This window comes from Streptomyces sp. AF1A (assembly GCF_047340315.1).
In the GTDB taxonomy this organism is placed as follows: Bacteria; Actinomycetota; Actinomycetes; order Streptomycetales; family Streptomycetaceae; genus Streptomyces.
Window position 1 is genome coordinate 1 of the sequence record NZ_JBLEBI010000069.1, and the last position, 24,788, is coordinate 24,788.

General features: G+C 71.2%; 22 protein-coding genes and 2 tRNA genes. 4 read left to right on the forward strand and 20 right to left on the reverse strand.

All coding sequences use genetic code 11. The features are described 5' to 3' along the window. The 4 genes from ACLU3S_RS19625 to leuS all read right to left on the reverse strand — a co-directional run. Window positions 1-788 (reverse strand): SLBB domain-containing protein (locus tag ACLU3S_RS19625; protein WP_413953204.1); only part of this gene is annotated, 788 nt, incomplete at its 3' end. A gap of 205 nt (window positions 789-993) precedes the next feature. After that, window positions 994-1,839, reverse strand: a complete 846-nt coding sequence (locus tag ACLU3S_RS19630) for a DegV family protein (protein WP_413953205.1) — start codon at window positions 1,837-1,839, stop codon at window positions 994-996. 81 nt (window positions 1,840-1,920) lie between these two features. Beyond that, on the reverse strand, window positions 1,921-2,661 hold the full coding sequence (locus ACLU3S_RS19635; RefSeq protein ID WP_413953206.1) for a hypothetical protein: 741 nt from the start codon (window positions 2,659-2,661) through the stop codon (window positions 1,921-1,923). 150 nt (window positions 2,662-2,811) lie between these two features. Beyond that, the gene (gene leuS / locus ACLU3S_RS19640; protein ID WP_413953207.1) at window positions 2,812-5,685 is read right to left on the reverse strand and encodes a leucine--tRNA ligase; all 2,874 of its coding nucleotides are present in this window, start codon (window positions 5,683-5,685) and stop codon (window positions 2,812-2,814) included. 401 nt (window positions 5,686-6,086) lie between these two features. Here leuS and ACLU3S_RS19645 point away from each other — a divergent pair, with 401 nt between their 5' ends. Beyond that, the gene (locus ACLU3S_RS19645) at window positions 6,087-7,370 is read left to right on the forward strand and encodes a cytochrome b/b6 domain-containing protein (RefSeq protein WP_413953208.1); all 1,284 of its coding nucleotides are present in this window, start codon (window positions 6,087-6,089) and stop codon (window positions 7,368-7,370) included. Next, window positions 7,367-8,977, forward strand: coding sequence for an NADH-ubiquinone oxidoreductase-F iron-sulfur binding region domain-containing protein (locus tag ACLU3S_RS19650; protein WP_413953209.1), 1,611 nt, complete (start codon window positions 7,367-7,369; stop codon window positions 8,975-8,977). The genes ACLU3S_RS19645 and ACLU3S_RS19650 overlap by 4 nt, the downstream gene beginning before the upstream one ends. Window positions 8,978-9,130: 153 nt before the next feature. Here the strand turns inward: ACLU3S_RS19650 and ACLU3S_RS19655 are convergent. From ACLU3S_RS19655 to ACLU3S_RS19700, 10 genes are all read right to left on the reverse strand, one after another. After that, window positions 9,131-9,203, reverse strand: a tRNA-Ala gene (locus tag ACLU3S_RS19655). 177 nt (window positions 9,204-9,380) lie between these two features. Next, complete coding sequence (locus tag ACLU3S_RS19660; protein ID WP_006136074.1) at window positions 9,381-9,614, reverse strand: hypothetical protein; 234 nt, start codon at window positions 9,612-9,614, stop codon at window positions 9,381-9,383. A gap of 3 nt (window positions 9,615-9,617) precedes the next feature. Then, a complete protein-coding gene (locus ACLU3S_RS19665; RefSeq protein ID WP_107051395.1) occupies window positions 9,618-9,791 on the reverse strand; it encodes a hypothetical protein in 174 nt (57 codons plus the stop codon). Window positions 9,792-11,025: 1,234 nt separating this feature from the next. Next, window positions 11,026-11,098, reverse strand: a tRNA-Ala gene (locus tag ACLU3S_RS19670). A gap of 122 nt (window positions 11,099-11,220) precedes the next feature. Then, complete coding sequence (locus ACLU3S_RS19675) at window positions 11,221-11,889, reverse strand: histidine phosphatase family protein (RefSeq protein ID WP_413953210.1); 669 nt, start codon at window positions 11,887-11,889, stop codon at window positions 11,221-11,223. Continuing rightward, on the reverse strand, window positions 11,886-12,332 hold the full coding sequence (gene rsfS, locus ACLU3S_RS19680) for a ribosome silencing factor (protein WP_413953211.1): 447 nt from the start codon (window positions 12,330-12,332) through the stop codon (window positions 11,886-11,888). Before rsfS ends, ACLU3S_RS19675 begins: the two co-directional genes overlap by 4 nt. A 117-nt stretch (window positions 12,333-12,449) precedes the next feature. Continuing rightward, window positions 12,450-14,171, reverse strand: a complete 1,722-nt coding sequence (locus ACLU3S_RS19685) for a LytR C-terminal domain-containing protein (RefSeq protein WP_413953212.1) — start codon at window positions 14,169-14,171, stop codon at window positions 12,450-12,452. A gap of 16 nt (window positions 14,172-14,187) precedes the next feature. Beyond that, entirely contained in the window at window positions 14,188-14,883 is a 696-nt protein-coding gene (nadD, locus tag ACLU3S_RS19690; RefSeq protein WP_413953213.1) for a nicotinate-nucleotide adenylyltransferase, read from the reverse strand. Between the two features lie 56 nt (window positions 14,884-14,939). Beyond that, window positions 14,940-15,095 carry a hypothetical protein gene (locus tag ACLU3S_RS19695; RefSeq protein ID WP_413953214.1) on the reverse strand — a complete coding sequence of 52 codons (156 nt, stop codon included), beginning with the start codon at window positions 15,093-15,095 and terminating at the stop codon, window positions 14,940-14,942. A 140-nt stretch (window positions 15,096-15,235) separates the two neighbouring features. Next, a complete protein-coding gene (locus tag ACLU3S_RS19700) occupies window positions 15,236-15,397 on the reverse strand; it encodes a hypothetical protein (RefSeq protein WP_413953215.1) in 162 nt (53 codons plus the stop codon). Window positions 15,398-15,499: 102 nt separating this feature from the next. Here ACLU3S_RS19700 and ACLU3S_RS19705 point away from each other — a divergent pair, with 102 nt between their 5' ends. Beyond that, the gene (locus ACLU3S_RS19705; RefSeq protein ID WP_413953226.1) at window positions 15,500-16,594 is read left to right on the forward strand and encodes a M48 family metallopeptidase; all 1,095 of its coding nucleotides are present in this window, start codon (window positions 15,500-15,502) and stop codon (window positions 16,592-16,594) included. A 274-nt stretch (window positions 16,595-16,868) separates the two neighbouring features. On the opposite strand, the gene ACLU3S_RS19710 is transcribed toward ACLU3S_RS19705, so the two are convergent. The 5 genes from ACLU3S_RS19710 to proB form a co-directional block, all read right to left on the reverse strand. Then, on the reverse strand, window positions 16,869-17,939 hold the full coding sequence (locus ACLU3S_RS19710) for a hypothetical protein (protein WP_413953216.1): 1,071 nt from the start codon (window positions 17,937-17,939) through the stop codon (window positions 16,869-16,871). An 89-nt stretch (window positions 17,940-18,028) separates the two neighbouring features. Next, a complete protein-coding gene (locus tag ACLU3S_RS19715; protein ID WP_413953217.1) occupies window positions 18,029-18,616 on the reverse strand; it encodes a hypothetical protein in 588 nt (195 codons plus the stop codon). Window positions 18,617-18,697: 81 nt separating this feature from the next. Beyond that, on the reverse strand, window positions 18,698-19,984 hold the full coding sequence (locus ACLU3S_RS19720; RefSeq protein WP_413953218.1) for a glutamate-5-semialdehyde dehydrogenase: 1,287 nt from the start codon (window positions 19,982-19,984) through the stop codon (window positions 18,698-18,700). A gap of 110 nt (window positions 19,985-20,094) precedes the next feature. After that, on the reverse strand, window positions 20,095-20,520 hold the full coding sequence (locus ACLU3S_RS19725; RefSeq protein WP_413953219.1) for a hypothetical protein: 426 nt from the start codon (window positions 20,518-20,520) through the stop codon (window positions 20,095-20,097). Between the two features lie 120 nt (window positions 20,521-20,640). After that, window positions 20,641-21,747: a glutamate 5-kinase gene (proB, locus tag ACLU3S_RS19730; RefSeq protein WP_413953227.1), complete on the reverse strand. Its 1,107-nt coding sequence runs from the start codon at window positions 21,745-21,747 to the stop codon at window positions 20,641-20,643. Between the two features lie 214 nt (window positions 21,748-21,961). Here proB and ACLU3S_RS19735 point away from each other — a divergent pair, with 214 nt between their 5' ends. Beyond that, window positions 21,962-23,380, forward strand: a complete 1,419-nt coding sequence (locus ACLU3S_RS19735; RefSeq protein ID WP_413953220.1) for a polysaccharide pyruvyl transferase family protein — start codon at window positions 21,962-21,964, stop codon at window positions 23,378-23,380. Between the two features lie 13 nt (window positions 23,381-23,393). Here the strand turns inward: ACLU3S_RS19735 and ACLU3S_RS19740 are convergent, their stop codons facing one another. Then, a complete protein-coding gene (locus tag ACLU3S_RS19740; protein ID WP_413953221.1) occupies window positions 23,394-24,596 on the reverse strand; it encodes a glycosyltransferase family 2 protein in 1,203 nt (400 codons plus the stop codon). Between the last annotated feature and the right edge of the window lie 192 nt (window positions 24,597-24,788).

Sequence of the window (24,788 nt, forward strand, 5' to 3'; positions counted from 1 at the left end):
ACGAGCACCTGCTCGCCGTCGACCAGGAAGCGGGCCTGGTTGAGCCCTTCGGTGTTCACACCCGGGCGGACGCCGCCCGCCGCCCGCAGCGCGTCGACCACGCGGGAACCCGCGGGCAGCCGGTGGATCCCCGGCTTGCGGACCTTGCCGCTGACGTCGACGACGATCTCCCCGCCCGGCGCCGGCGAGGCACCCCCGGCCGCGGCGGTCCGCGCGCCGTCGTCCTTCTTCGCATAGGACGCCTGGGCGCGCACCACCTGGGGGGCGCTCACGGACTCGGTCCGGCCCGTCCAGAAGTGATGTACGGCGAAGACGGCGGCGGCCACCAGCACCACGGCGAGTGCCACGACGCCCCGGTGCTCCACTCCGCACCGCGTCTGCAACCACACCGGCAGCCGCTCCCGCAACGCCAGCCCGGCTCGCTCCCGCAGGCCCGGCATCCCGGGGCCCGTCTCCTGCAAGGCGGTAGCCGGGCTGTCCGGTTCGGCCTCGACGGTGGTGCTCGGCAGCGCAGTCGGCGCGGTTTCTCCGGCCGGCGGTGACGGCGGTGGCGACGGCTTCCGTGCGACCGCGGTCACCGGCCCTCCCCGGTTCAGGCCGGGCGCCCGGCCGGTGGCCGTCGCCGTCGCCGTACTGCCGGGCGGGCTGCCGTCCGGCGGGGCGTTTCCCGACTCCCGCCACTGGACGGCCCGTTCGCCGAAGAGGAGTGCCGCTCGGCGGCGCAGTTCGTCCGCCGGTGCGGGCGGGTGACGACGGGTGCGCCGGTGGCCGGCGGAGCGGTTGCGCATGCGGCCGTCGGAGGCCGGACCGCGACCGGGGCCACTGGTCGCAACGGCGGTGCGTGGACGTGATCGAAGTGCCATGTGACGAGCATGGGGCATCCCGTCACATCGTGATGATCTTGGTCGATTTCCCTGGATTACCGGCCGGTTGTGGACAACTCCACCACCCGTGGGAGTGAAGTGCGGTCGACAGCGCCGGAGTTCTGCCGCGTCAGCGGGGGGAGACGACCGCGCCCAGCAGCCCTGGCCCGGTGTGTGCTCCGATCACCGCTCCGACCTCGCTGACATGCAGGTCGGCCAGGCCCGGAACCCGCACCCGGAGCCGCTCGGCGAGGGCGGCGGCACGCTCGGGCGCGGCCAGGTGGTGGACGGCGATGTCGACTTCGGCGCTGCCCGCACGCTCCGCGGCGATCTCCTCCAGGCGGGCGATCGCCTTCGACGCCGTGCGGACCTTTTCGAGCAGCTCGATGCGGCCGCCGTCGAGCCGGAGCAGGGGCTTGACCGCGAGCGCGGAACCGAGCAGGGCCTGCGCGGCCCCGATGCGGCCGCCGCGGCGCAGATAGTCGAGGGTGTCGACATAGAAATAGGCGGACGTGCCCGCCGCTCGCTTCTCGGCGGCCGTGACGGCCTCGTCCACGGTGCCGCCGGCCCCCGCGACCTCGGCCGCGGCGAGCGCGCAGAAGCCGAGGGCCATGGCAACCATCCCGGTGTCCACGACCCGCACGGGCACCGGTGCCTCCCGCGCGGCGAGGACGGCCGCGTCGTAGGTGCCGGACAGCTCGGCGGACAGGTGCAGGGAGACGATGGCGCTCGCGCCGGACTCGGCGACGGTGCGGTACGCCTCCGCGAACGTCTGGGGGCTCGGTCGGGAGGTGGTGACGGGTCGCCGCTTCTGCAACGCCTGGGCGAGGGAGCGGGTCGAGATCTCGGTGCCCTCTTCGAGCGCCTGATCGCCGAGGACCACGGTCAGGGGTACCGCTGTGATGCCGTGCCGCTGCATCGTCCGTGGCGGCAGGTAGGCCGTGGAATCGGTGACGATCGCGACATGGCGGGACATGAGCTGGAGGTTACCTGCCGTAGTGCTCGCGCGGCAGCCCGGCCCCCGCTGTGCGCGCCGAAGGCCGCAGGCTCGGCAGGCTCATGTGGTGCTTTCCGGGCGAGGTTTCTTCTGCCACGGGTAGGCGGGACGCGGCGAGGGCGGGGTAATCGCCTGTGAAGGCGCGCCCTTTGCGGAACGGAAGCCCGAGGTCTGGGGCCCGGACCGGTGCGTGTCCGGTTCGTCCGCGGCGGAGGGCGCGGGCGTCTCGGGCCACGGCGGCGCCGGTGCGGGGTCGGTATGCGTCCAGTGGCGCAGGGCGTCCGCTTCCATGTCTATCTGCGTGCTGAGCGCGCCCAGATCGTCGTCGGCGAAGCGGCGGGCCCGGTCGCGGAGGGCCCAGCGCAGCGAGTCCGCCGACTTGGTGATGCGCTCGGTGCGGCCGCGCAGGTCGGGCAGCCGGGCGGCGAGCGTGGCCCGGTCCGGCTCGGACTCCAGCCGCTTGAGGTCGGCGTCCAGCTCGTGGCCGTGGGCGCTGAGCCGCTCGAAGAGCTGCACGGACTCCTTCAGCGACTCGTCCTCGGCCGCTCCCGCGTGCAGGGCGTCCTGGGTGGCGCGCATGGAGGTGCGCAGCGTGAGCCGCAGCTGCGCGATCTCCCCGGCCGGTCCGATCTGGGCGAAGGACTTGGCGCGCAGCGTGTGGTCCTCGACCGTGCGGCGGGCCTGCGCGATCGTGCGGTCCACGCCGCGCTTGGCGGCGCCGACCGCCTTGACCGTGGCGTACACGCCCAGGCCGACGAAGAGCAGGAAGAGCAGGGCGAACACGGCGATCACGGTTTCCACGACGCTCCTCCTCCGACCGGTGCAGCACGATCCGCTGCGCTCTCCACGGTAAACGCAGCGGGCAGGCCCGGGGTTCCGGAAAAACCCCGAACCTGCCCGTAGGGGACTACCCCGAGCCGGCGAACGACCGCGTCGTTCCGGCGGGGAACGTCAGGCGGGAACGATGTTCACCAGCTTCGGCGCCCGCACGATCACCTTGCGGATGCCCGCGCCGCCCAGCGCCGCGACGACCTTCTCGTCGGACAGCGCCGCCTTCTCCAGCTCTTCCTCGGAGATGGCCGGCGGCACCTCCAGCCGGGCCTTGACCTTGCCCTTGATCTGCACCACGCAGGTCACCGTCTCGTCGACCACGTACTGCGGGTCCGCGACCGGGAAGTCCTGGTGGACCACCGAGTCGGTGTGGCCCAGCTTGCGCCACAGCTCCTCGGCGATGTGCGGGGCCAGCGGCGCGATCAGCAGCACCAGTTTCTCGGCGACCGGGCGCGGCACCGCGGCGCCCGCCTTGGTCAGGTGGTTGTTCAGCTCGGTCACCTTGGCGATGGCGGTGTTGAAGCGCAGGCCCTCCAGGTCCTGGCGGACGCCGTCGATCGCCTTGTGCAGGGCGCGCAGGGTCTCCTCGTCGGGCTCGGCGTCCGTGACGGTGACCTCGCCGGTGTTCTCGTCGACGATGTTGCGCCACAGCCGCTGCAGCAGCCGGAACTGGCCGACCACCGCGCGCGTGTCCCACGGCCGGGAGACGTCCAGCGGGCCCATGGCCATCTCGTACAGGCGCAGGGTGTCCGCGCCGTACTCGGCGCAGATCTCGTCCGGGGTCACCGCGTTCTTCAGGGACTTGCCCATCTTGCCCAGCAGGCGGGTGACCTTCTCGCCCTGGTAGTAGTAGGCGCCGTCGCGCTCCTCCACCTCGGCGGCCGGCACCGCGATGCCCCGGCTGTCGCGGTAGACGTAGGCCTGGATCATGCCCTGGTTGAACAGCTTGTGGAACGGCTCCGCCGAGGACACGTACCCCAGGTCGTACAGGACCTTGGACCAGAAGCGCGCGTACAGCAGATGCAGCACGGCGTGCTCGGCGCCGCCGACGTACAGGTCGACACCGCCGTGCGGCCGGCCCTCGCGCGGGCCCATCCAGTACTGCTCGATCTCGGGGTCGACCAGCTGCTGCTCGTTGTGCGGGTCCAGGTAGCGGAACTCGTACCAGCAGGAGCCCGCCCAGTTGGGCATGGTGTTGGTCTCGCGGCGGTACCGCTTGGGCCCGTCGCCCAGGTCCAGGGTGACGTCGACCCACTCCTCGTTGCGCGACAGCGGGGTCTCGGGCTGGGTGTTCGCGTCGTCCGGGTCGAAGGTGCGCGGGCTGTAGTCCTCGACCTCGGGCAGCTCCAGCGGCAGCATCGACTCGGGCAGCGGGTGGGCGATGCCGTCCTCGTCGTAGACGATCGGGAAGGGCTCGCCCCAGTACCGCTGGCGGCTGAACAGCCAGTCGCGCAGGCGGAAGTTGACGGTGCCCTCGCCGATGCCCTTGCCCTGCAGCCACTCGGTGATGCGCGCCTTGGCCTCGACGACGCCCAGGCCGTCCAGGGAGACGTCCTCGCCGGCGGAGTTGATGATCTTCGCGTCGTAGGACACGAAGGCGTCGTCCCACTCGGACGGGTCGGTGCCGCGGCCGTCGGACGGCTCGACCACGCAGCGGATCGGCAGCTCGAAGGCGCGCGCGAAGGCGAAGTCACGCGTGTCGTGCGCGGGGACCGCCATGATCGCACCGGTGCCGTAGCCCATCAGGACGTAGTCGGCGATGAAGACCGGGATCTTTTCGCCGTTGACCGGGTTGGTCGCGAACGCGCCGGTGAAGACGCCGGTCTTGTCCTTGGCCTCGGCCTGGCGCTCGACGTCCGACTTGGAGGCGGCCTGCGCGCGGTAGGCGGCGACGGCCTCGGCCGGGGTGGCGTGGCCGCCGGTCCACACCTGGTGCGTGCCCTCGGGCCATGCCTCGGGGGTGAACTTCTCGACCAGCGGGTGCTCCGGCGCCAGCACCATGTAGGTCGCGCCGAACAGGGTGTCCTGGCGCGTGGTGAAGATCGTGATGTGCTCGCCGTCGATCGGGAAGTCGACGCGGGCGCCCTCGCTGCGGCCGATCCAGTTGCGCTGCTGCAGCTTGATGGCCTCGGGCCAGTCCAGCTCCTCCAGGTCCTCCAGCAGCCGGTCGGCGTAGGCGGTGATGCGCATGTTCCACTGGCGCAGCTTGGCCTTGAAGACCGGGAAGTTGCCGCGCTCGGAGCGGCCCTCGGCGGTGACCTCCTCGTTGGCCAGCACGGTGCCCAGGCCCGGGCACCAGTTGACCGGAGCGTCGGAGGCGTAGGCCAGGCGGTACTCGCCCAGGACGTCGGCGCGCTCGCGGGCGCTCAGCTCGCTCCACGCGCGCGTGGTGCCCGGAATCGCGCGCTCACCCGACTCGAACTGGTCGATCAGCTCGGAGATCGGGCGGGCCTTCTTCGCCTCCTCGTCGTACCAGGAGTTGAAGATCTGCAGGAAGATCCACTGGGTCCACTTGTAGTAGTCCGGGTCGATCGTGGCGAAGGACCGGCGCTTGTCGTGGCCCAGGCCCAGCCGGCGCAGCTGGGCCTTCATGTTCTCGATGTTGGCCTCGGTGGACACGCGCGGGTGCGTGCCGGTCTGCACGGCGTACTGCTCGGCGGGCAGGCCGAAGGCGTCGAAGCCCAGGGTGTGCAGGACGTTGTGGCCGGTCATGCGCTGGAACCGGGCGTAGACGTCGGTGGCGATGTAGCCCAGCGGGTGGCCGACGTGCAGGCCCGCCCCGGAGGGGTACGGGAACATGTCCATGATGAACTTCTTGGGCTTGGCGACCAGCTCCGGGTCGCCCGCCAGGTCGCCCTTGGGGTTCGGCGCGGCGTAGGTGCCGTCGGCGTCCCAGAAGTCCTGCCAGCGTGCCTCGATCTCGGCTGCCATGGCGGCCGTGTAGCGGTGCGGCGCGGCCACCTCGGCGGTGGCAGCGGGGTTCGTCTCGCTCATGATCCTCAAAGCTCCATCGATCGTCTCTGCCTGCGGAAACGAAAAATCCCCTCGCACAGGAGGGGACGCCGCGCCGATGCCGACCCGACGGCTGGACCGGGGTCGGTACTGATCAGCGCGGCCCGCTAAGCAGAAGGCGTACGGCACGCATGGCGTTAGGGTACCGCAGCCCTTGAGCAAGCTGCGACGCGCTTCCGTATCCCTGGTGGACATGCCAGAAGCCCGCCCAGAACTGAACCAAGGTCAAGGATTACTTCGCGTACCACCCACTAAGGGACATCGACCAGTCACATTGCCTGTTGATAACAACGCAATAACTCAAACCCCCGTACTGATCAGTATGGCGCCACTTAGAGTTCGGCAGCGGGACCGCTTTCCCGAAACTGCTCGGAGTTGCCCCCATGAACCCTCGTCGTAGTACCAGCTCGCTCCCCAAACCCGGCCGCTCGGCCTATGGGGTGGCATCGGCTGTCGTCCTGCTGCTCATACCCGTGGTCGTGCTGGTCGGAGGCAACCAGTTCCGCGACTTCCTGAACTTCGGCGCGGGCGTCCTGTCGCTCGTCTCGCTCAGCTGCTCGGTGATCTGGGGCCTGTTCGCCCAGGACCGGATCTTCCTGAACACGCGGCAGCGGATCGTCGGCCAGGCGGTGCACCGGACGACCGCGGTCGCCTCGATCGCGTTCCTGCTGCTGCACATCACCACGAAGGTCGCGCTCGGCCACACGAAGGTGATCGCCGCGATCATCCCGTTCTCGCTCGGCGTCACCGGCATCGGCGGCCTGATCGGGCTCGGCTCGCTGGCCGGCCTGCTGATGATCTTCGTCGGCATCACCGGCGCGCTGCGCAGCAACTTCGCCACCCCCGCCCCGGTGGCCGCCCGCTGGCGGGCCATGCACATGCTGGCCTACCCGGCCTGGTGCGCGGCGCTCGTCCACGGCCTGTACGCGGGGCGCACGGCCAAGCCGATCTTCGTGATCCTCTACAGCCTGTCCCTGCTGGGCGTGATCGCCGCCCTCGCGCTGCGCGCCGCGCCGCGGCCGGTCAAACGCAAGGTCGCCGACCGGCTGGTGGCCGTGTTCGGCAGCTCGGAGCGGCCGGGACTGGACGAGCTGGAGGCGAGCCGCTCCCGGGTGGCCGAGTCGTCCCTGCCCGGCTACGAGGGCCGGCGGGAGCCGAAGCCGTCGCCCGCCGAGTCGACGTCCGCCTTCTCCGCGCCCCTGTACCAGTCCCCCGCGGCGCCGGCCCAGGAGCCCGCGTCGGGCTTCGCGGCCGCCTACCGCGCGGTGGCCACGCCGGGGCCCGAGGTCCCGTTCGGGTCCGACCAGACCGCCCGCATGAACCCGCTGGATCAGCAGGTCACGGAGGCCATGCCGCGCATGGACGGCGCCGGCGGCTCGGGCAGCTGGCCGATCCCGTCCCCGCCGCCGGTAGGCGAGGCTCCGCCGTCGGCGTACGACCCCATGACGGACACCGGACACACCATCCCGGCCTACAACAATTCGGGCACTGCTCCGTACGGGGCACGTGATGTGTACGACACCGGTGAGACGAACGCCCGGTACGGCGCGTACAACTCGAACGACACGTACAACAGCGGTCCCGCCAATGAACCATCCCCGGGCGCCTCGTTCGACGCACCGGGTTCGGGCGAACCTTGGAACACGCCTTCCGGAGGCTATAGGTGAACGAGGCCCTGCCCGACGTCCCCGAAGTCCGCGTGGTCGGCCTTCCCCAGCTCACGTCGGGCTTCGACCTTGTGGAGCGGCTCGATCTGCCCATGCACCTGAAGGTGCACGGTCCGCTCGACCCGCTGGGCGGCGAACAACTCGCCCAGCTCGCCGAACGCATCAACCTCAGGGGCCGCGGCGGCGCCGGCTTCCCCTTCCACAAGAAGCTCCGCTCGGTCGCCGAGTCGGCGATCAAGCGCGGGGTGCGCCCGGTCGTCGTCGTCAACGGCAGTGAGGACGAGCCGGCCTGCCGCAAGGACACGGTGCTCATCAACCGTGCCCCGCATCTCATCCTGGACGGCGCACTGCTGTGCGCCGAGGCGCTCGGCGCGCGCACGCTCGTCATCGGCGTCACCCGGGAGTCCACCCAGCGCTCCATGGAGGCGGCGCTCAGCGAACGCGGCCTGAGCAACAGCCGTAGATCGGCGCTCCGCGCCTGGGTGCAGCGCAATCCGGTGCGCATGGTCACCGGCGCCGCCGCCTCGCTGATCCGCTCGGTCGACGGCGGTCCGGCGATCCCGCCCGGCCGCAAGATCAGCGCCTCGCAGAGCGGCGTCGGCGGCGCGCCCACGCTGCTGTCGAACGCCGAGACGTTCGCGCAGCTCGCCATCGCCGCCCGCATCGGGCCGGAGCGCTACGGCAACACCGGCCTGTACGACGAGCCGGGCACGGTGATGCTGACCGTCTCCGGCGCGGTCGCGCGCCCCATGGTGATCGAGGTCCCGACGGGCGTGCCGCTGCGCTATGTGCTGCAGCTGGCGGGCGCCCCGCCGGTGCCGCAGGGCGTGCTGACCGGCGGCTACCACGGCAAGTGGATCGACGCGGCCACTGTCAACGAGGCGATCGTCTCCCGCAACTCCCTGGACGCGGTGGGCGGTTCGCTGGGTGCGGGCGCCATCCTGCCGATCAGCCAGGAGACCTGCCCGCTGGGCGAGTCGCTGCGCGTTGCGCAGTGGCTGGCCGAGGAGAGCGCCGGCCAGTGCGGGCCGTGCTACCTGGGGCTGCCGGCCGCCGCGCGCGGCATGGAGGACATCCTCAACGGCGGCGGCCCCGCCGCGCTCGAGGCGCTGAAGCAGGTCGCGAAGAACGTCAAGCGCCGCGGGGCGTGTTCACACCCGGACGGCTCGGCGATGTTCCTGGAGTCGACCATCAAGGCGTTCACCGACGACCTGGCCGCCCACGTCCTCGGAAACGGCTGCGGACGGCCCGTGGAGGGCGTTCTGCCGCTCTTCGAGGGAGGCAGGGCCCCCACGGGCATCCCGGGCGGCGGAGAGCCCCAGGAGACCGGCGCCAGCCGCCAGAAGATCTACGTCGACTGGACGCTGTGCCGGGGCCACGGGCTGTGCGCCGACATCCTCCCGGAGGTGTTCGAGCTCGGCGCCGACGGCTTCCCCACGGTCGCCCAGGCGCAGGTGCCGCGCTACGCGGAGGCGAAGGCGCTGCGCGCGGTGCGCCGCTGCCCGGCGCTCGCCCTGCGCATCGAGGAGGACACGCGCGGGCAGACGCCCTCGCGCAACCTTCCGGTCCTCTCCCAGGGCCGCGGCCGGCGGGCTCTCGGCCGCTGAGCACACGCGAACCGCGGGCCGCCCGAACCGGATGGCCCGCGGTTCGCGTCCGCCTGCATTTCACGACACCGCGCGCAGGTGACGACTCGCCCTCGTGGTCCACAACACGCCGAAGGCGGATCATCCCGAGGAATGATCCGCCTTCGATTTCTGTGGAGCTAAGGAGAATTGAACTCCTGACCTCCTGCATGCCATGCAGGCGCTCTACCAACTGAGCTATAGCCCCTTGCTGTTTCACCCGGTTCCCCCGGCGACGACGTAAACATTACAGGCCCCGGCGGTGCAGCACCAAATCGGTTTCCACTCCGGGGCTTTAGTCCATGATGTCCTATTTACGGACTTCGATCGCGGTTCCTCCCCACGCGCGCGTGCGGACCGGCTTCCCCACGCGCGCGTGCGCGCGTCAGGCCGTGACGAAGGAGTAGAACCGCTTGAGCGTGCAGTGCTCTTCGAGGAGGCGGCCGTAGATCGGCTCGCCCTCCAGCTCGCGGTACGTCTCGATCGGGTCGCCCTTTATGATCAGCGCCCGCGCGCATTCCTCGCACCAGTACTGGTAGTCGGGGTTGATCGGCTCCATGTCACGAACGATGGGCGTACCGCTGCCGCACCAGTCGCACTTTCGCCTGTGTGCACCCATCGATCAGCTCCAGCTGTGGCCGCAGGCCGTGCACACGTAGGAGATTCCGCCGTTGTCGCCGAGAACCTGGGCCACATGCGCGGAACCGCAGGAAGGGCAGCTGAGCCGGGTGGTCGTGTCCCGTATCAACGCCGCACCGAGGAGGTGGCCGACCTCCTCACGGATGCTCGCAGGCATCGCTACTCCCTCCCGTCGGGCCGCGCCCCCTTCCGGCCGTTTGATTCTGCCACGGCCGGACCAATACGGTCAGCGACGCCTCAGTACCAGTCCGGACACGGCTCCCGCCGAGGCCGTCGCGGCCAGCGCCCAGGCACATGCGGAAAACGCCTCCGCAGAGGTATACGACCGCAGGGCGCCGAGTGACTCAAGCCGGTTCGGGAACAGTGTGCCGAAAAAGGCGACGCCGATCAGCTGACCGAGCCGAGTGACCGTCGCCGGCGGGCCGCCGGCGTCCGCCGCGCCCTGCGGCCGCGCGGTGGCCGGCGCGCCGGTGAGCGTCGGGCCGGAGGCCGGCCCCGGCCCGGCACCGACCCCGCGTACCCGGCGTACAGGACCGGGCCCCCGGTGCCGCCGCCGTGGAAGGCGAACCCCACGACCGCCAGCGACACCGCGGTGAGCGCGAAACCGGACGGTGTGAGCACCCGCCGCCAGGCCGGGCCGACGACGCCGGACACGGCCGCCGTGGGGGCGAAGGCCGGCCCGGCCCGCAGGGCGCCGCAGCCGAGGCCGCCCCGGGCGTGCAGGCTCAGCGCGAGGAGGAAACCCGCGTTGACCGACGTCGGCGCCCGAGGCGTGGAGGCCGGAGCCGATGGTGGGGGCCGCGACGTTCGCGGCGAAGACGTCGAGGGCCGCCATGAACAGGCGGCGAGCAGGACCGGCAGCAGCGGCCGGGGCCGGTTGTCAGTGGCGGGTGCTTCACTGTCCGTGACGGGTGGGGCACTGCCGACGCCGGACGGCTCGCGGCCGCCCGCAGTCGGGGCGCCGGGGTCCGGGAAACCGGCGGCCGGACGGTCACTGTCAGTGGCGGGTGCTTCACTGGTTCCATGGTTCGGTACGGGCTCCGCGCCCGGATCCGTTCGGGATGTCGTCGTCATGGCGTCGAGCCTGACGACGGGCCGGTACGGGTGCCGAGTGCCCGCTGATGCCGGTACTGCCGGCATCTGGCAGGGGCGCGTCCGGCGCCGACGACGAGAGGGGGGACGACGGGGGGAAGACCTTCCGGCACGCGGCAGTGGGCGAGGAGTCCCACGCGAAGATCGCGTCGCTCAGGGAGCGCGGACAGCGGCCGTGGCCGCCGGCGCACGGGGAGTCCGAGGAGACGGGCCCCGTCGGGGGAACAGAAAATCCCGCCCCCTGACGGGGACGGGATCCTCATCACCGATCCTTGACAACTCAACAGAGTGTCGATCAGTGGAGCTAAGGAGAATTGAACTCCTGACCTCCTGCATGCCATGCAGGCGCTCTACCAACTGAGCTATAGCCCCGGGTTCCACGCGGTGGAGCCGCATGGTGTCCTGTCCTGCCCCGCTCGGCGGGGCGAACAAGAAGAACTTTAGCCTGCGACCTGCCGGAAAGTGAAATCCGGGTCCGGCGGGCCGCGGGCCGTTCAGTCGTCGTCGCCGAGGACGGGTTCCGGGAGGGTGCCCGCGTTGTGCTCCAGCAGGCGCCAGCCCCGGGCGCCCTCGCCGAGCACGGACCAGCAGCAGTTGGAGAGGCCGCCGAGGCTCTCCCAGTGCCGGGCATCCAGGCCGAGGAGCCGGCCGATGGTGGTGCGGATGGTGCCGCCGTGGCTGACGACGACGAGGGTGCCGTCCTCGGGCAGCTTCTCGGCGTGCCGCAGCACGACCGGGGCGGCGCGGTCGGCGACCTCGGTCTCCAGTTCGCCGCCGCCGCGGCGGACCGGCTCGCCCCGCTTCCAGGCGGCGTACTCCTCGCCGTAGCGGGCGATGATCTCCTCGTGCGTCAGGCCCTGCCAGACGCCCGCGTACGTCTCGCGCAGGTCCTCCTCACGGACGACGTCGAGACCGGTGAGGGCGGCCAGTTCGGCGGCGGTGTGCGTGGCCCGCTGCAGGTCCGAGGAGACGATCGCGTCGGGCCGGAGGGAGGCCAGCAGGCGGGCGGCGCGGCGGGCCTGTCCGATGCCGGTCTCGGTCAGCTCGACGTCCGTGCTGCCCTGGAAGCGGCGCTCCACGTTCCACGACGTCTGGCCGTGCCGCCACAGGATGATGCGGCGGCCCCGGTCCCTGCGGTCGGTCACCTCGCCCGTGCCGCTCATGACCACTCCCCGCCCGGGCCCCGGTCGGCCTCGGCGGCCTGCAGCTTGGCGTGCTCCTCGGCCTTGCCGCGGGTGGCCTTCGCGTCGGCGGGCAGCTCGAGCTCGGGGCAGTCCTTCCACAGCCGCTCCAGGGCGTAGAAGACGCGCTCCTCGCTGTGCTGCACGTGGACGACGATGTCGACGTAGTCGAGCAGCACCCAGCGGGCCTCGCGGTCGCCCTCGCGGCGCACCGGCTTGGCACCGAGCTCCTTCAGCAGGCGCTCCTCGATCTCGTCGACGATGGCCTTGACCTGGCGGTCGTTCGGTGCGGACGCCAGCAGGAAGGCATCCGTGATCGACAGCACGTCGCTCACGTCGTAGGCGATGACGTCGTGGGCGAGCTTGTCGGCCGCCGCCTGGGCGGCGGTGTTGATGAGCTCAAGGGAACGGTCGGTGGCGGTCACTACGTGGCTTTCCGTCGGCGGTCGCTAGACCTCAAGGGTCTCACGGACCGCCCGGAGCACCCCACGCGATTTCGGCATCACGCGTGGGGTGCCCGGTCGCCGGCCGGCGGCGGGCGGTCAGGAGGCGGACGGCTTGTAGTCCCCGCCGAGGACCACGGAGACGTCGGCGCCCGAGGAGACCGTGCCCTTGGTCACGGAGCCGGTGGGCAGGCCGAGGGTCTTGGCGACCTCGGTGGCGTTCTGCTTGTCGGAGGGGTCCGAGTAGATCACCTTCGAGGTGGCCTGGGTGCCGGAGGCGCTGCCGCCCTCCAGGAAGGTGAAGCCGCCGTTGAGCAGCGCCACCCGGGCCTTCTCGGTGTCGTCCTTCACGCCGGTGGCGTTCTGCACGGAGACCCGGACCGCGGCGCCCGCGTCAGGGCTCTTGGCGGTGCCGCCGAGGATGTTCTTCACCACGCTGTCGCTGGTCCGCGCGCTCAGCGTGCCGTCGGCCTGCACGGGCAGCAGGGCGGTCTTGTAGTCGCCGCTCTTGGCGAGGTCGGCGAGCTTGGCCAGGAAGGTGCCGAGGTCCTTGTCGGTGAGCGACGGATCGAGGATCTGCGCGAGGCTCTGCACGGTGACCGTGGCGTCCGCCGCGTCGGAGGAGATCTTGCGCAGCACGCCCTGCATGACCTGGCCGAACCGCTCCAGCTGGGCGTTCTGGGACTCGCCGGCGGCGCGGTAGGTGGCGTAGGCGACGGCCATCTTGCCGCTGAGGGTCTGATCGGATCCCTTGTGGACGAGCGGCTCGGCGCCCTTCTTCTTGCTGTCCGGGTCGGGCACGTCGGTGTTGGTGTCGATGTCGATGTTGCCGACGAGGTCGACCAGGTTCTGCAGATAGGGGGTGTCCAGGCGCCATGTGCCCTGGATGTTGGTGCCGAGGACGGTGTCGAGCTGGTCGCGGGTGCCGGAGGAGCCGTCGTCGTCCACCGACTTGGCGAGGGTCGTGGTGGAGCCGTCGTCGTCGGTCAGCGCCAGGGAGTTGGGCAGCAGGACGGTGGTGCCCTGCTTGGTGGTGGTGTTGTCGACCAGCAGCGCCGTGGAGGTGCCGCCCTTGCCCGTGTTGTGCAGGTGGACGACGATCACGTCGCGTTTCTGGGCGGCGACGGGCGTGGCCGTGCCGGTCCTGGCGGACGACGAGGACAGGCCGGGCAGCTTTCCGGCGTACCAGAGGTAGCCGACGCCGCCGACGGCGACCAGGGCGAGGACGACGAGGAGGGCGATGAGCCGGCTCCGGGCGCGGCGGCGGGCCTCCTCGCGGCGCTCGGTCCGGTTCTCGGTGAACTTGAGCCAGTCGATGACGTCCTCGGAGTCGTCGTCCGGCTCCTCCACGAAGGAGAACTGCTCGGTGTGGTACTCCCGTTCGCCCGAGGCGTCCTCGGTCTCCCGCGGAGCGTGCGTGTCCTCCGCCGGGCCGGCCTGCTGCGGGATGTAGGCCGTCTGCTCGGCGACCCGGGGCTGCTGTCCGCTGCTCGCCGCCTGCCCGTACGGGTCGTAGCCGGGGCCGGTCCCGCGGGCCGGGGCGCCGTAGGGGTCGTAGCCCGGGTAGGAGCCGCCGTAGGAGGGGATCTGCGGTTGCTGACCGGTGTCGTACCCCTCGTAGGGCGGCGCGGGCTGCTGGGCGCCGGTGGCGTACGGGTCGTAGCCGTAGCCCTGCTGCTGGGCGTACGGGTCGTAGGCCGCCCGCGGAGCCTGCTGTTCCGGGATCTGCCGGTACACGGGCTGCCCGTGCTCGTCGTAGCCGACGAGTTGGTACGGGCCGGGGCCATAGCCGCCGTCACCCGCGTCGTATCGGTCGTTCACCGGTGCCCCTCTCGGCTCACTCGCCGCGGTACAGCTCGCGCTTGTCGATGTAGCGCACGACTCCGTCCGGCACCATGTACCAGATGGGGTCCCCGTTGGCGACTCTCGCACGGCAGTCTGTGGAGGAGATCGCGAGCGCCGGCACCTCGACGAGCGTCACTCCGCCTTCCGGCAGGCCGGGGTCGGTGAGGTGGTGGCCCGGCCGGGTGACGCCGATGAAGTGCGCGAGCGAGAACAGTTCCTCGCTGTCACGCCAGGTCAGCAGCTGGGCGAGGGCGTCGGCGCCGGTGATGAAGAACAGGTCGGTGTCGGGGTTGAGGGCGCGCAGGTCGCGCAGGGTGTCCACGGTGTAGGTGGGACCGCCGCGGTCGATGTCGATGCGGCTGACGGAGAACTGCGGGTTCTCGGCGGTGGCGATGACCGTCATCAGGTAGCGGTCCTCTGCCGGGGAGACCGTGCGGTGGGACTTCTGCCACGGCTGGCCGGTCGGGACGAACACCACCTCGTCCAGCTGGAACTGCGCGGCGACCTCGCTGGCCGCCACGAGGTGCCCATGGTGGATCGGGTCAAACGTTCCGCCCATGACGCCGAGGCGGCGCTTGCCCGTGTGGGCGGGGCCGTGACCCGGTCGGTGCCGCCGGTACTGCGGGTGCTTCACCGCGTCGTCGGCGCTCGCGTGCGCCGGACCGGTAGGCATGTCCTGCTCTCCCATGCATGCAGACCCTACCGGCCCGGCTTCGGACCCCCGCCGGGGACGGGGTGGCCCGCTCAGCGGTCGCGGTTGAAGCGGGTGGTGATCCACAGCAGGAGCAGCAGGATGCCGAGCGCGCTGCCGCCGGTGACGGCCGGGTCGAGGCTGTTGTGGTGGCCGCCCTCGGCCTCGGCGAGGGTGACCAACTGGGCTGCGGCGCTGGAGAGGCTCATCTGCAGGACCTATCGCGTGTGGGCGGGATAAAGATGTCGGCTCATCGTAAGCGGGCGGCTGTCGGGCGATCACGCCGACTCCTCCGTTGGGAACGGACGGCGGCGAGGGGCGTACCCGGCCAGGCAACCTTCTCCCGCTGTCAGTCGTCTTTCCGCTTGTAGCCACGGAGCAGGAACCAGGCGGTCAGTGCGCAGCCCAGGACCATCACGACCAGGACGATACGGAGCAGGTTGCCCGTCCCGTGCTGCTGGACGGCGCTCGCGGCCTCGGTCAGCCAGGCGGCTGCGGGGTGGTGCTCCATGGCGTGGACTCCTTCGGCTGTACTGCCCGTCCACGGTATCTCCGCCTAGGCTGGGCCCTGCCTCGGGGGCTCACCGGGACTCACACGCACATGGGGGACGACATGTCCGACGACGGCCATCAGCACACCGGGCACGAGCACGTGCCCAGCAGGCAGCGCACCCGCTTCCCGGGCATCTCCTCGCGCGCGTACGAGCACCCGGCCGACCGCTCGGCTCTGGTCGCGCTGCGCAGGCTGAGCGGGTTCGACACCGTGTTCAAGGCGCTCAGCGGGCTGCTGCCGGAGCGGAGCCTGCGGCTGCTGTTCCTCTCGGACTCGGTGCGCGTCTCGGAGCGGCAGTTCGGCCACCTGCACGAGATGCTGCTGGACGCCTGCTACATCCTGGACCTGGAGAAGGTTCCGCCGATGTACGTCACGCAGGACCCGCAGCCGAACGCGATGTGCATCGGCCTGGACGAGCCGATCATCGTGGTCACCACGGGCCTGGTGGAACTGCTCGACGAGGAGGAGATGCGGGCGGTCGTCGGGCACGAGGTGGGGCACGCCCTGTCCGGCCACTCGGTGTACCGCACGATCCTGCTGTTCCTGACGAGCCTCGCGCTGAAGGTCGCCTGGATCCCGCTGGGCAATCTGGCGATCATGGCGATCATCACGGCGCTGCGGGAGTGGTTCCGCAAGTCGGAGCTGTCCGCCGACCGGGCCGGACTGCTGGTGGGGCAGGACGTCCGGGCGTCGATGCGGGGTCTGATGAAGATCGCGGGCGGCAACCATCTGCACGAGATGAACGTGGACGCCTTCCTGGAGCAGGCCGAGGAGTACGACTCCGGGGGCGATCTGCGCGACTCCGTGCTGAAGATCCTCAATGTGCTGCCCCGCTCGCACCCGTTCACCACGGTGCGGGCGGCCGAGCTGAAGCGGTGGGCCGAGTCCCGGGACTACCAGCGGATCATGGACGGTCACTACCCGCGGCGCACCGAGGACCAGGACACCTCGGTCCGCGAATCCTTCCGCGAGTCGGCAGCGAGCTACGCGAGCGATGTGAAGGGGTCCAAGGACCCGCTGATGAAGCTGGTCACGGACCTCGCGGGCGGTGCGGGCGACCTGGGCGGCCGGGTCCGCCGCGGCTTCGCCGGCTTCACGAGCACGCCCCCGGCGCAGGACAGCGCGGAGGACACGCCCCCGAAGGACGCCGAGTAACACGCACCCCGGCCGCCGGCGCCTGTGCGGGATCCGGGAAGCAGGGAGGCGACGGCGGCCGGGCTCCGGGAGCACCGGACTCATCCCACCGCCCCGGCAGAGGTCCCCGGGTCCCCGGCTCCTCGGGCCGCCCGGGCCCCGGCCCCTCAGAGCGCCCAGACCCCGACTCTCAGACCGCCCAGGCCCCGACTTCTCAGCCCCCCGGCGAAGAAGTCCCCACCGGACGGACCCCGCCCGAGTCGGGACGCAGGGGCGCCGCACCCCCATCCCGCGCTCACACCTTCGGCTGGGCCGCGGTGGCCAGCGTCCCGCAGAGGGCGGTGGCACTGTCCGTCTCGTAGGGGTTGGTGCCCGCGGGGCCGCCGGTGCGGGCGGTCTGGCCGGCCAGGAGGGGGCGCAGGTAGGCGGCGGATTCCTCGGCGCAGGCCATGGGTCCCGCCTCGACGTAGGCCGCGACCAGCTGGACCTGGTGGGTGCGCAGGTCGTCGCGGTCGAAGCGGAAGGTCAGTTCGCGGCGGACGGTGAAGAGGGACACCGGCGCGCCCGCGGCGGAGCCGGTGGGGCGCAGCGCGTAGACGAAGGTGTGGTCCGCGGTGACCTCCAGCGTGGCCGAGTCGGTCTCGGTGGCCTGGAGGTTGCCCTGGACGCGGATCCGGTCGTCGGCGAGCTGGGCCCGGGCCGGGTCGAGGCGGACGAGCCAGCCGGTGGCGGCGTGCCGGCCGTCCGCCGCGGGGTGGTCGAAGCTCTGGTCGAACTGGTCGAGCTGGGCGGAGTCGAGCAGGGCCCGCGCGGGGCCGACCTGGCGGCCGGTGAGCACCTCGGGATACAGCGAGGAGCGGACGATGTAGTCCTTGGCGGTGGTGAGCGCGGCCACGACCTGGCTGTCGGAGAAGTGGGCGGTGTTGCGGGAGGCCGGCAGCGGTATGCCCTCGGCGCCGACGTCGAACTGTGCGGCGGGGCTGTGGGCGTACAGGGCCTCGGCGTTTGTGCCGCCGGGGACCTTGCCCTGCGGGGCGAGCGGGATGACGGTCATCCGCACGGGCTCGACGGCCCGCCGGGACTCCGGGGAGCTGTAGGGGTGGCGGACGCCCATGTAGACGGCGGTGCCGAAGGCGACGGCGATCAGCAGGACGAGGACCAGGAGCTGCCGGGTCAGTCCCCGGTGCAGGGGCGGGCGCCGGCGCACGGCGGGGGCGTGGTCAGCCATGCGCTCCTCGGCGGAGTACTCCTGCAGGCGGGCAGCGCGGATGAACGACTCGTCGAACACGACGGATCGGTACTCGTCCTCTGCACCGCCGGGGCCGCCCTCGGGTGTCCCCTCCGGTGGGTCTCCAGGCCCGCCCATACTTTCAGGGTAGGTCTCGCGAGCCTCGGGTAAACGCCCTGCTGCACGACAACTTCTGACAGGTTCTCACCAGAAGGCGCGCCCCGGTCTCAGGGCGAGCGGGGGACGGCCGAGACGGCCGGCCGGGAGGTGCCGGCGGAGACGGAGGGCGCGGCCGCGCTGCCCTGTCCGAGCCCGGTGGAGGCGGGGGCGGGTACCTGGTCGCGGGTGCTGGAGGAGGCGCCCCGGTAGACCGCGGCGAAGGCGAGGGCCACCATGCCGATGCCCATCACGACGGCGAGCACCCAGGCCACGGGGCGGTGCCAGCGGACCTGCTTGGCATGGCCGCCGAAGGGGCCGTGGCCGTCGTGGAGGACGTAGGTGTCGTCGAGTTCGTCGTCGTCCGGATCTTGGCCGAGATCGGTGCCCTCGGGGCTGTAGCGGTCGCCTCTGGCGTGGGCGCGGCGGGCTTCCGCCTCGGAGGCCTCGGCTCTGGCCTGGGCCGCGGCCAGGAGGCGTTCGACGGCGGTCGGCTCGTGGACCGTGGCCGCCCGTACGAAGGCCTCGTCGAAGACCACGGAGGCGAACTCTTCGTCCGACGCTCCGCGGTCGTGGTCGTCGTCGGGCTCCCAGCCGTCAGGGAACGGCGTGCCCCCCACGTCCTCCGGCACGCATCCAGGGTAGACCTGGGGGGTCAATTTGGGCAGACGGTATGGAAATTCATCCGCCTGATGAGATGCCTTTCGGACGCGCGCCCGGCTGCGCCGTCCGGGGGATGCTCAGCGGCGCACGTGCCCGTCGCCGGTGACGATGTACTTCGTGCTGGTCAGCTCCGGCAGGCCCATCGGGCCGCGGGCGTGCAGCTTCTGGGTGGAGATGCCGATCTCCGCGCCGAAGCCGAACTGGCCGCCGTCGGTGAAGCGGGTGGAGGCGTTCACGGCGACGGTGGTGGAGTCGACCAGTTGGGTGAAGCGGCGGGCCGCCTGCTGGGAGGTGGTGACGATCGCCTCGGTGTGGCCGGAGGTCCACAGCCGGATGTGCTCCACGGCCTTGTCGAGGGAGTCCACCACGGCGGCGGCGATGTCGTAGGACAGGTACTCGGTCTCCCAGTCCTCCGGGGTGGCCTCGACCACGGTGGCCTTGGAGTCCTTGGCGTAGGCCATGACCCGCTCGTCGGCGTGGACGGTGACGCCGGCCTCCGCGAGGGCGTCCAGGGCGCGCGGGAGGAAGTCCGGGGCGATGTCCTGGTGGACGAGGAGGGTCTCGGCGGCGTTGCAGACGCTGACCCGCTGGGCCTTGGAGTTGATCAGGATCTCGACGGCGGTGTCGATGTCGGCCTGCGCGTCGACGTAGACGTGGCAGTTGCCGGTTCCGGTCTCGATGACCGGGACGGTGGACTCGCTGACCACGGTCTGGATGAGGGAGGCGCCGCCGCGCGGGATCAGCACGTCGACGAGGCCGCGGGCGCGCATCAGCTCGCGCACGCTCTCGCGGCTCTCCCCCGGCACCAGCTGGACGGCGTCGGCGGGCAGCCCGGCGCCCCCGACCGCGTCCCGGATGACCCGGACGAGAGCGGCGTTGGACGCGTGGGCGGAGGTGGAGCCGCGCAGCAGGACGGCGTTGCCGGACTTCAGGCAGAGGGCGGCGGCGTCGACGGTGACGTTGGGGCGGGCCTCGTAGATGATGCCGACGACACCGAGGGGGACACGGACCTGGCGCAGGTCGATGCCGTTGGGCAGGGTGGAGCCGCGGACGACCTCGCCGACCGGGTCGGGCAGCTTCGCGACGTCGCGGACGTCGGAGGCGATGGCGCGGACCCGCTCGGGGGTGAGGGTGAGCCGGTCGACGATGGCCTCGCTGGTGCCGCCCTGCCGGGCCCTGGCCACGTCCTTGGCATTGGCCTCGACGATCTCGCTGGTCCGGACCTCCAGGGCGTCGGCGATGGCGAGCAGCGCGTCGTCCTTCACGGCGCGCGGCAGCGGCGCGAGGTCGGCGGCGGCTGCCTTGGCCCGGTAGGCGGCCTGGGTGACCGGGGACATCGAGTCGTACGGCGAGAGCGTGGTCATGAGGGAAGGGTAGTGCGCAGGGCGGCTCGGTCACCGCTCATCCCGAACACCGAGACGACGATCGAACCGCCAGAGATCCGGCGGACCGCGAAATACGAGGTCAAGAGCGCTCAAAAGGGGTGGACGCCCACCGGGGTCGCGGGCGGCGGGCCGTAGCCCTCGGCGACGCGCTGGTGGTAGGTCTCGCGGTCGATGACCTCGAGGCCGACGATCTCCCACGGGGGCAGCCCGGCGCTGTGGCGGTGCTCTCCCCACAGGCGCAGCGCGACGGCGGCGGCGTCGTGCAGGTCGCGGGCCTCCTCCCAGTACCGGATCTCGGCGTGGTCGCTCGCGTATCTGCTGGTCAGCAGGAAGGGGTGGTCGTGAGCCAGCTGTTCCAGGGCCCGCCGCAGGTCGGTGAGGGAGACCTCCGGCCCGGCGACGCTGAGGGTGACATGCCAGAGCCGGGGAAGGTCCCGCGGCTCCTCGTAGGTGTCTCCGGCCGCGACGCTCGTCAGGGCACCGCGGGTTGCCACCCCAGGGCGCACTCGTCTCACGACGGCCTCCTTCACCCACGACTCGGGACGTGTCTCTGACACAAAGTTGAGCAGGCCGTACGGCAGCGCGGGGCGGTTTTACGGAACGTCCCCCACCGGGGGCTGCCGTTACGTCCCGTTTTACGAGTGCAGGAGCACCAGGTCGTCCCTGTGTACGACCTCGCGTTCGTACGCGGGGCCCAGTTCGCGCGCCAGCTCGCGGGTCGAGCGGCCGATCAGCTGCGGGATCTCCTTGGCGTCGAAGTTGACGAGCCCACGGGCCACCGCGCGGCCCGCCGTGTCGCGGAGTTCGACGGGGTCGCCCGCGCTGAACTCGCCCTCGACGGCGGCGATTCCCGCGGGGAGCAGCGACTTGCGCCGCTCGACGACCGCGCGCACGGCACCGTCGTCCAGGGTCAGCGCGCCCTTCGGGGTGGAGGCGTGCTGGAGCCACAGCAGCCGGTCGGCGGAGCGCTTGCCGGTGGGGTGGAAGTAGGTGCCGGTGTCGCCGCCGGAGAGCGCCTCGGCGGCGTGCACGGCGCTGGTCAGCACCACCGGGACGCCGGCGGCGGCCGCGATCCGGGCGGCCTCGACCTTGGTGACCATGCCACCGGTGCCGACCCCGGCCCTGCCCGCGCTGCCGATCTCGACGCCCGCGAGGTCCTCGGGCCTTCGCACCTCGGCTATCCGGGAGGTGCCGGGCCTGCCGGGGTCGCCGTCGTAGACCCCGTCGACGTCGGAGAGGAGGACCAGCAGGTCGGCGTGGACGAGGTGGGCGACGAGGGCGGCGAGGCGGTCGTTGTCGCCGAAGCGGATCTCGTCGGTGGCGACGGTGTCGTTCTCGTTGACGATCGGGAAGGCGCCCATCGCGAGCAGCTTGTCGAGGGTGCGGGAGGCGTTGCGGTGGTGGGCGCGGCGGCTCATGTCGTCGCTGGTGAGCAGGACTTGCCCGACGCGGATGCCGTAGCGGGCGAAGGAGGCGGTGTAGCGGGCGACGAGCAGGCCCTGGCCGACACTGGCGGCGGCCTGCTGGCGGGCGAGGTCCTTGGGGCGCCGGCGCAGGCCGAGGGGGGCGAGCCCGGCGGCGATGGCGCCGGAGGAGACGAGGACGACCTCCCGCTCTCCCCGGCCGCGGCTCTTGGCGAGGACGTCCACGAGCGCGTCGACGCGGTCGGCGTCCAGACCGCCCGCGGCGGTGGTCAGCGAGGAGGAGCCCACCTTGACGACGATCCTGCGGGCCTCGACCACGGCCTGCCTTGCGCTTGCCACCTTGCCTGTTGTCCCCTCGACCGGTTCCGGCTGCCTGTGTCCGGCAATCTACGCGAAGTGGATCGCCCGGTGCGTGCCGGTCCCAGCCATCGGACAGAGGCTCGTAACCATTTGCTCACGCGTTGCTTACGGCAAAAAGGTTGTACTGGTTGCCTATAGAAATTAAACGTCTGACAAACTTAACTTGATCGTCGTGTCACCTAATGTTCGCCAAACGAAACGCATCCTGCTCAGATCGGGCAAGAATCCGTACGACGTCCTGTCGGTGGAGGACGCCCTCCACCAGGACGTGATCGCCACCAACTCCGGCAACCTCATCTTCCAGGACGCTGCGCACAAGATCCTGCAGACGGCGGACACCGAGGTCGTCTCGAACGGCGGACGGACAGAGGTGTCCGCGGCGGCGCGCATCAACGAGGAGTACGACGCCTTCGTCGTGCCGCTCGCCAACGCGTTCCGCCCGTCCTTCGAGACCGCCCTGGCGCGTCTGACCCGGCTCATCTCCCGGCTGCGGATCCCGGTGGTCGTGCTCGGCGTGGGCGCGCAGACCGGCGTGAGCTACGACCCGGCGCGGCTGAAGCGGATCGAGCCGACCGTGCGGGCGTTCTGCTCGGCGGTGCTCGAGCGCAGCGCGTCGATCGGCGTGCGGGGCGAGTTCACCGAGCAGTACCTGCGCGACATGGGTTTCCGGGACGTGGAGGTCATCGGCTGCCCGTCGCTGTTCATGTACGGCCGCGACCTCGACGTGCGCAAGCGGGTGCCGGAGCTGACGGCCGGGTCGCGGATCGCGGTCAACGGCTCGCACAGCGCGGTCAAGAAGCAGGGCCTCGGCCGGATCATCGAGCGTACCCACGCCCACTACCCGAACCTGCGGTTCATCGGCCAGAACCTCAGCGACGCGCGGCAGCTGCACTGGCGGGACCTGTCGGACCCCAACGCCGGCGTGACCGCGATGCCGACGCACCCGGACCACCCGATGTACCGGGCGGACAAGGTGCGGGTCTATGTGGATCCGATCACCTGGATCGACGACCTGCGGGACTTCGACTTCTCCTTCGGCTCCCGCATCCACGGCAACATCGCCGCGCTGCTCGCCGGCACGCCCGCGACGGTGCTGTGCGGCGACTCGCGCACGCTGGAGCTGTGCCGCTACTTCGAGATCCCGCACCGGCGGCTGGACCAGGCCGCGAAGGACCCCGAGGCGGCGGACCCGGCCCGGCTGTACGAGCAGGCCGACTTCTCCGGTCTGGTCGGCAACCACGGCGAGCGGTTCGACCGGTTCATGGCGTTCCTGGACAAGAACGGGCTGCAGAACACCTTCACGCACGGCGACAACGGTGCCGCCTTCGAGAAGCGGATGCGCTCGCTGTCGTTCCCGCCGGGCATCCGGCCCTGGAACGACACCGATGTGGCCTCGCTCAGCAGCCGGTTCGGCTGGCTGCACAACCAGGTCGTCGAACTGACCGAGGACAACGCCAAGTTGCGCAAGGAACTGGGGCGGTCCCGGAAGGGGCAGGGCGCGTTCGACGCCCCCGGCACGTCCGTCTACCGGCGTGCCCGCCGGGTGGTGGGCCGTCCGCTGCGGCGGGCGCTGCAGTCGGGCAAGCAGTAGCGAAGGCGCCGCCTCAGGCCGCCGCCTTGAACTCCTTCTCGAACACGGTCCGCCGGATCCTGCGGATCGCCCGGCGCAGGAAGGTGTTGGCGGCGGCCTCACGGTAGCCCTCGACGTCGCGGGCCTCACGGGGCGCGGCCAGGTAGATGTCGTCGGGGATGCCGGCCGTCTCGGACCGGAAGTGCGGGTAGGCCAGGTAGACCCGCGTGCCGCGCTTCTCGACGACGGCGGCGGGCTCCTTCTTCGCCTGGACGAACTCGGCGAGGTCCAGCAGCAGGTCGGGCCGCTGCAGGGCGACCAGATGCAGCCGCAGCCGCTCCTCGACCTTCAGGCGCCGGGCCACGCCGGGCGTCCAGTAGGCGTCCATCAGGGGCTGGGCCAGCGCCAGCTTGTGCCGGCGGACCTTCTCGCCGTTCTTGAGGAACTTCGGCCCGAACTGCGGGTGCAGTGTGATCAGGAACGGCCGGATCATGAGGCTGTCGCGCCGGTCCCCGGCGGGCACCATGTCCGCGATCAGCTTCATCAGGGCGCGCGCGGAGTCGAAGCGGAGGGTGTAGCTGCCGGTCTTGGTGACGTGCTTGCCGTCCTCGCGGCCGACCAGGTAGTAGCAGGTGTAGTCGGCGATGACGGAGACGCCGTTCGCGCGCAGGTACGCCTCCATGGTGAACAGGGCGTCCTCGCCGGTCCACAGGGACTCGTCGAACCGCATCCCGTGCCGCTCCAGCAACTCGCGGCGGAACAGCTTCTGCGCGCTCAGCGTGAACTTGATGTTGGAGGAGAAGACGTCGGTGCGCGGGAGCGTCCTGCTCCACATGGACCTCGGCGGGATGCGGTTGATGCCCTCGACCCGGCCGAGGACGATGTCGGTGCCGTTCTCGTCGGCCATGGCGACCATGCGCTCCAGGGCCTCCGGGCCGAGCCGGTCGTCGGCGTCGAGGAAGAACACATAGCGTCCGGCCGCCTTGCCGAGGCCGACGTTGCGCGGGCCGCTGGGGCCGCCGGAGTTCTCCTGGTGGATGACGGTGACCGGCATGGGGGCACGGGCGGCGAACTCCTCCAGGCGCGCGCCGGTGCCGTCGGTGGAGCCGTCGTCGACGGCGATGACCTCCAGGCGCGCCGGGTCGATGGTCTGCGCCTCCACGGAGGCCAGGCACTCCACCAGGTACGGCATCGCCTCGTACGCCCCGATGATCACACTGACATCAGGCTGCGTCACGCCGGTCACTCTTCCCCCTCCGTCAACGGGGCCAATTCCCCCGTATCGGCTCAATTATCGCCTCACTCGCAAACTGTTAGACGGGTAACCACCGGTGCCGGTTGCCTGCGGACGCGCGGTCAGTGATTCACCTCACACGCTTCGGCGGCCGGGGCGGGGCGGAACCCATCGGACAGTACGCAGGGGCGGTAA

What these genes read in the sequence shown, in the direction of transcription:
- ACLU3S_RS19695 (WP_413953214.1), bottom strand. Translation starts at nt 15,095, where the DNA reads ATGAGCCTCTCCAGCGCCGCAGCCCAGTTGGTCACCCTCGCCGAGGCC.
- leuS (WP_413953207.1), bottom strand. Translation starts at nt 5,685, where the DNA reads ATGAGCGAGACGAACCCCGCTGCCACCGCCGAGGTGGCCGCGCCGCAC.
- ACLU3S_RS19720 (WP_413953218.1), bottom strand. Translation starts at nt 19,984, where the DNA reads ATGACCACGCTCTCGCCGTACGACTCGATGTCCCCGGTCACCCAGGCC.
- ACLU3S_RS19665 (WP_107051395.1), bottom strand. Translation starts at nt 9,791, where the DNA reads ATGCCTGCGAGCATCCGTGAGGAGGTCGGCCACCTCCTCGGTGCGGCG.
- ACLU3S_RS19675 (WP_413953210.1), bottom strand. Translation starts at nt 11,889, where the DNA reads ATGAGCGGCACGGGCGAGGTGACCGACCGCAGGGACCGGGGCCGCCGC.
- ACLU3S_RS19660 (WP_006136074.1), bottom strand. Translation starts at nt 9,614, where the DNA reads ATGGGTGCACACAGGCGAAAGTGCGACTGGTGCGGCAGCGGTACGCCC.
- ACLU3S_RS19645 (WP_413953208.1), top strand. Translation starts at nt 6,087, where the DNA reads ATGAACCCTCGTCGTAGTACCAGCTCGCTCCCCAAACCCGGCCGCTCG.
- ACLU3S_RS19630 (WP_413953205.1), bottom strand. Translation starts at nt 1,839, where the DNA reads ATGTCCCGCCATGTCGCGATCGTCACCGATTCCACGGCCTACCTGCCG.
- ACLU3S_RS19700 (WP_413953215.1), bottom strand. Translation starts at nt 15,397, where the DNA reads ATGGAGCACCACCCCGCAGCCGCCTGGCTGACCGAGGCCGCGAGCGCC.
- ACLU3S_RS19710 (WP_413953216.1), bottom strand. Translation starts at nt 17,939, where the DNA reads ATGGGCGGGCCTGGAGACCCACCGGAGGGGACACCCGAGGGCGGCCCC.
- ACLU3S_RS19705 (WP_413953226.1), top strand. Translation starts at nt 15,500, where the DNA reads ATGTCCGACGACGGCCATCAGCACACCGGGCACGAGCACGTGCCCAGC.
- nadD (WP_413953213.1), bottom strand. Translation starts at nt 14,883, where the DNA reads ATGGGAGAGCAGGACATGCCTACCGGTCCGGCGCACGCGAGCGCCGAC.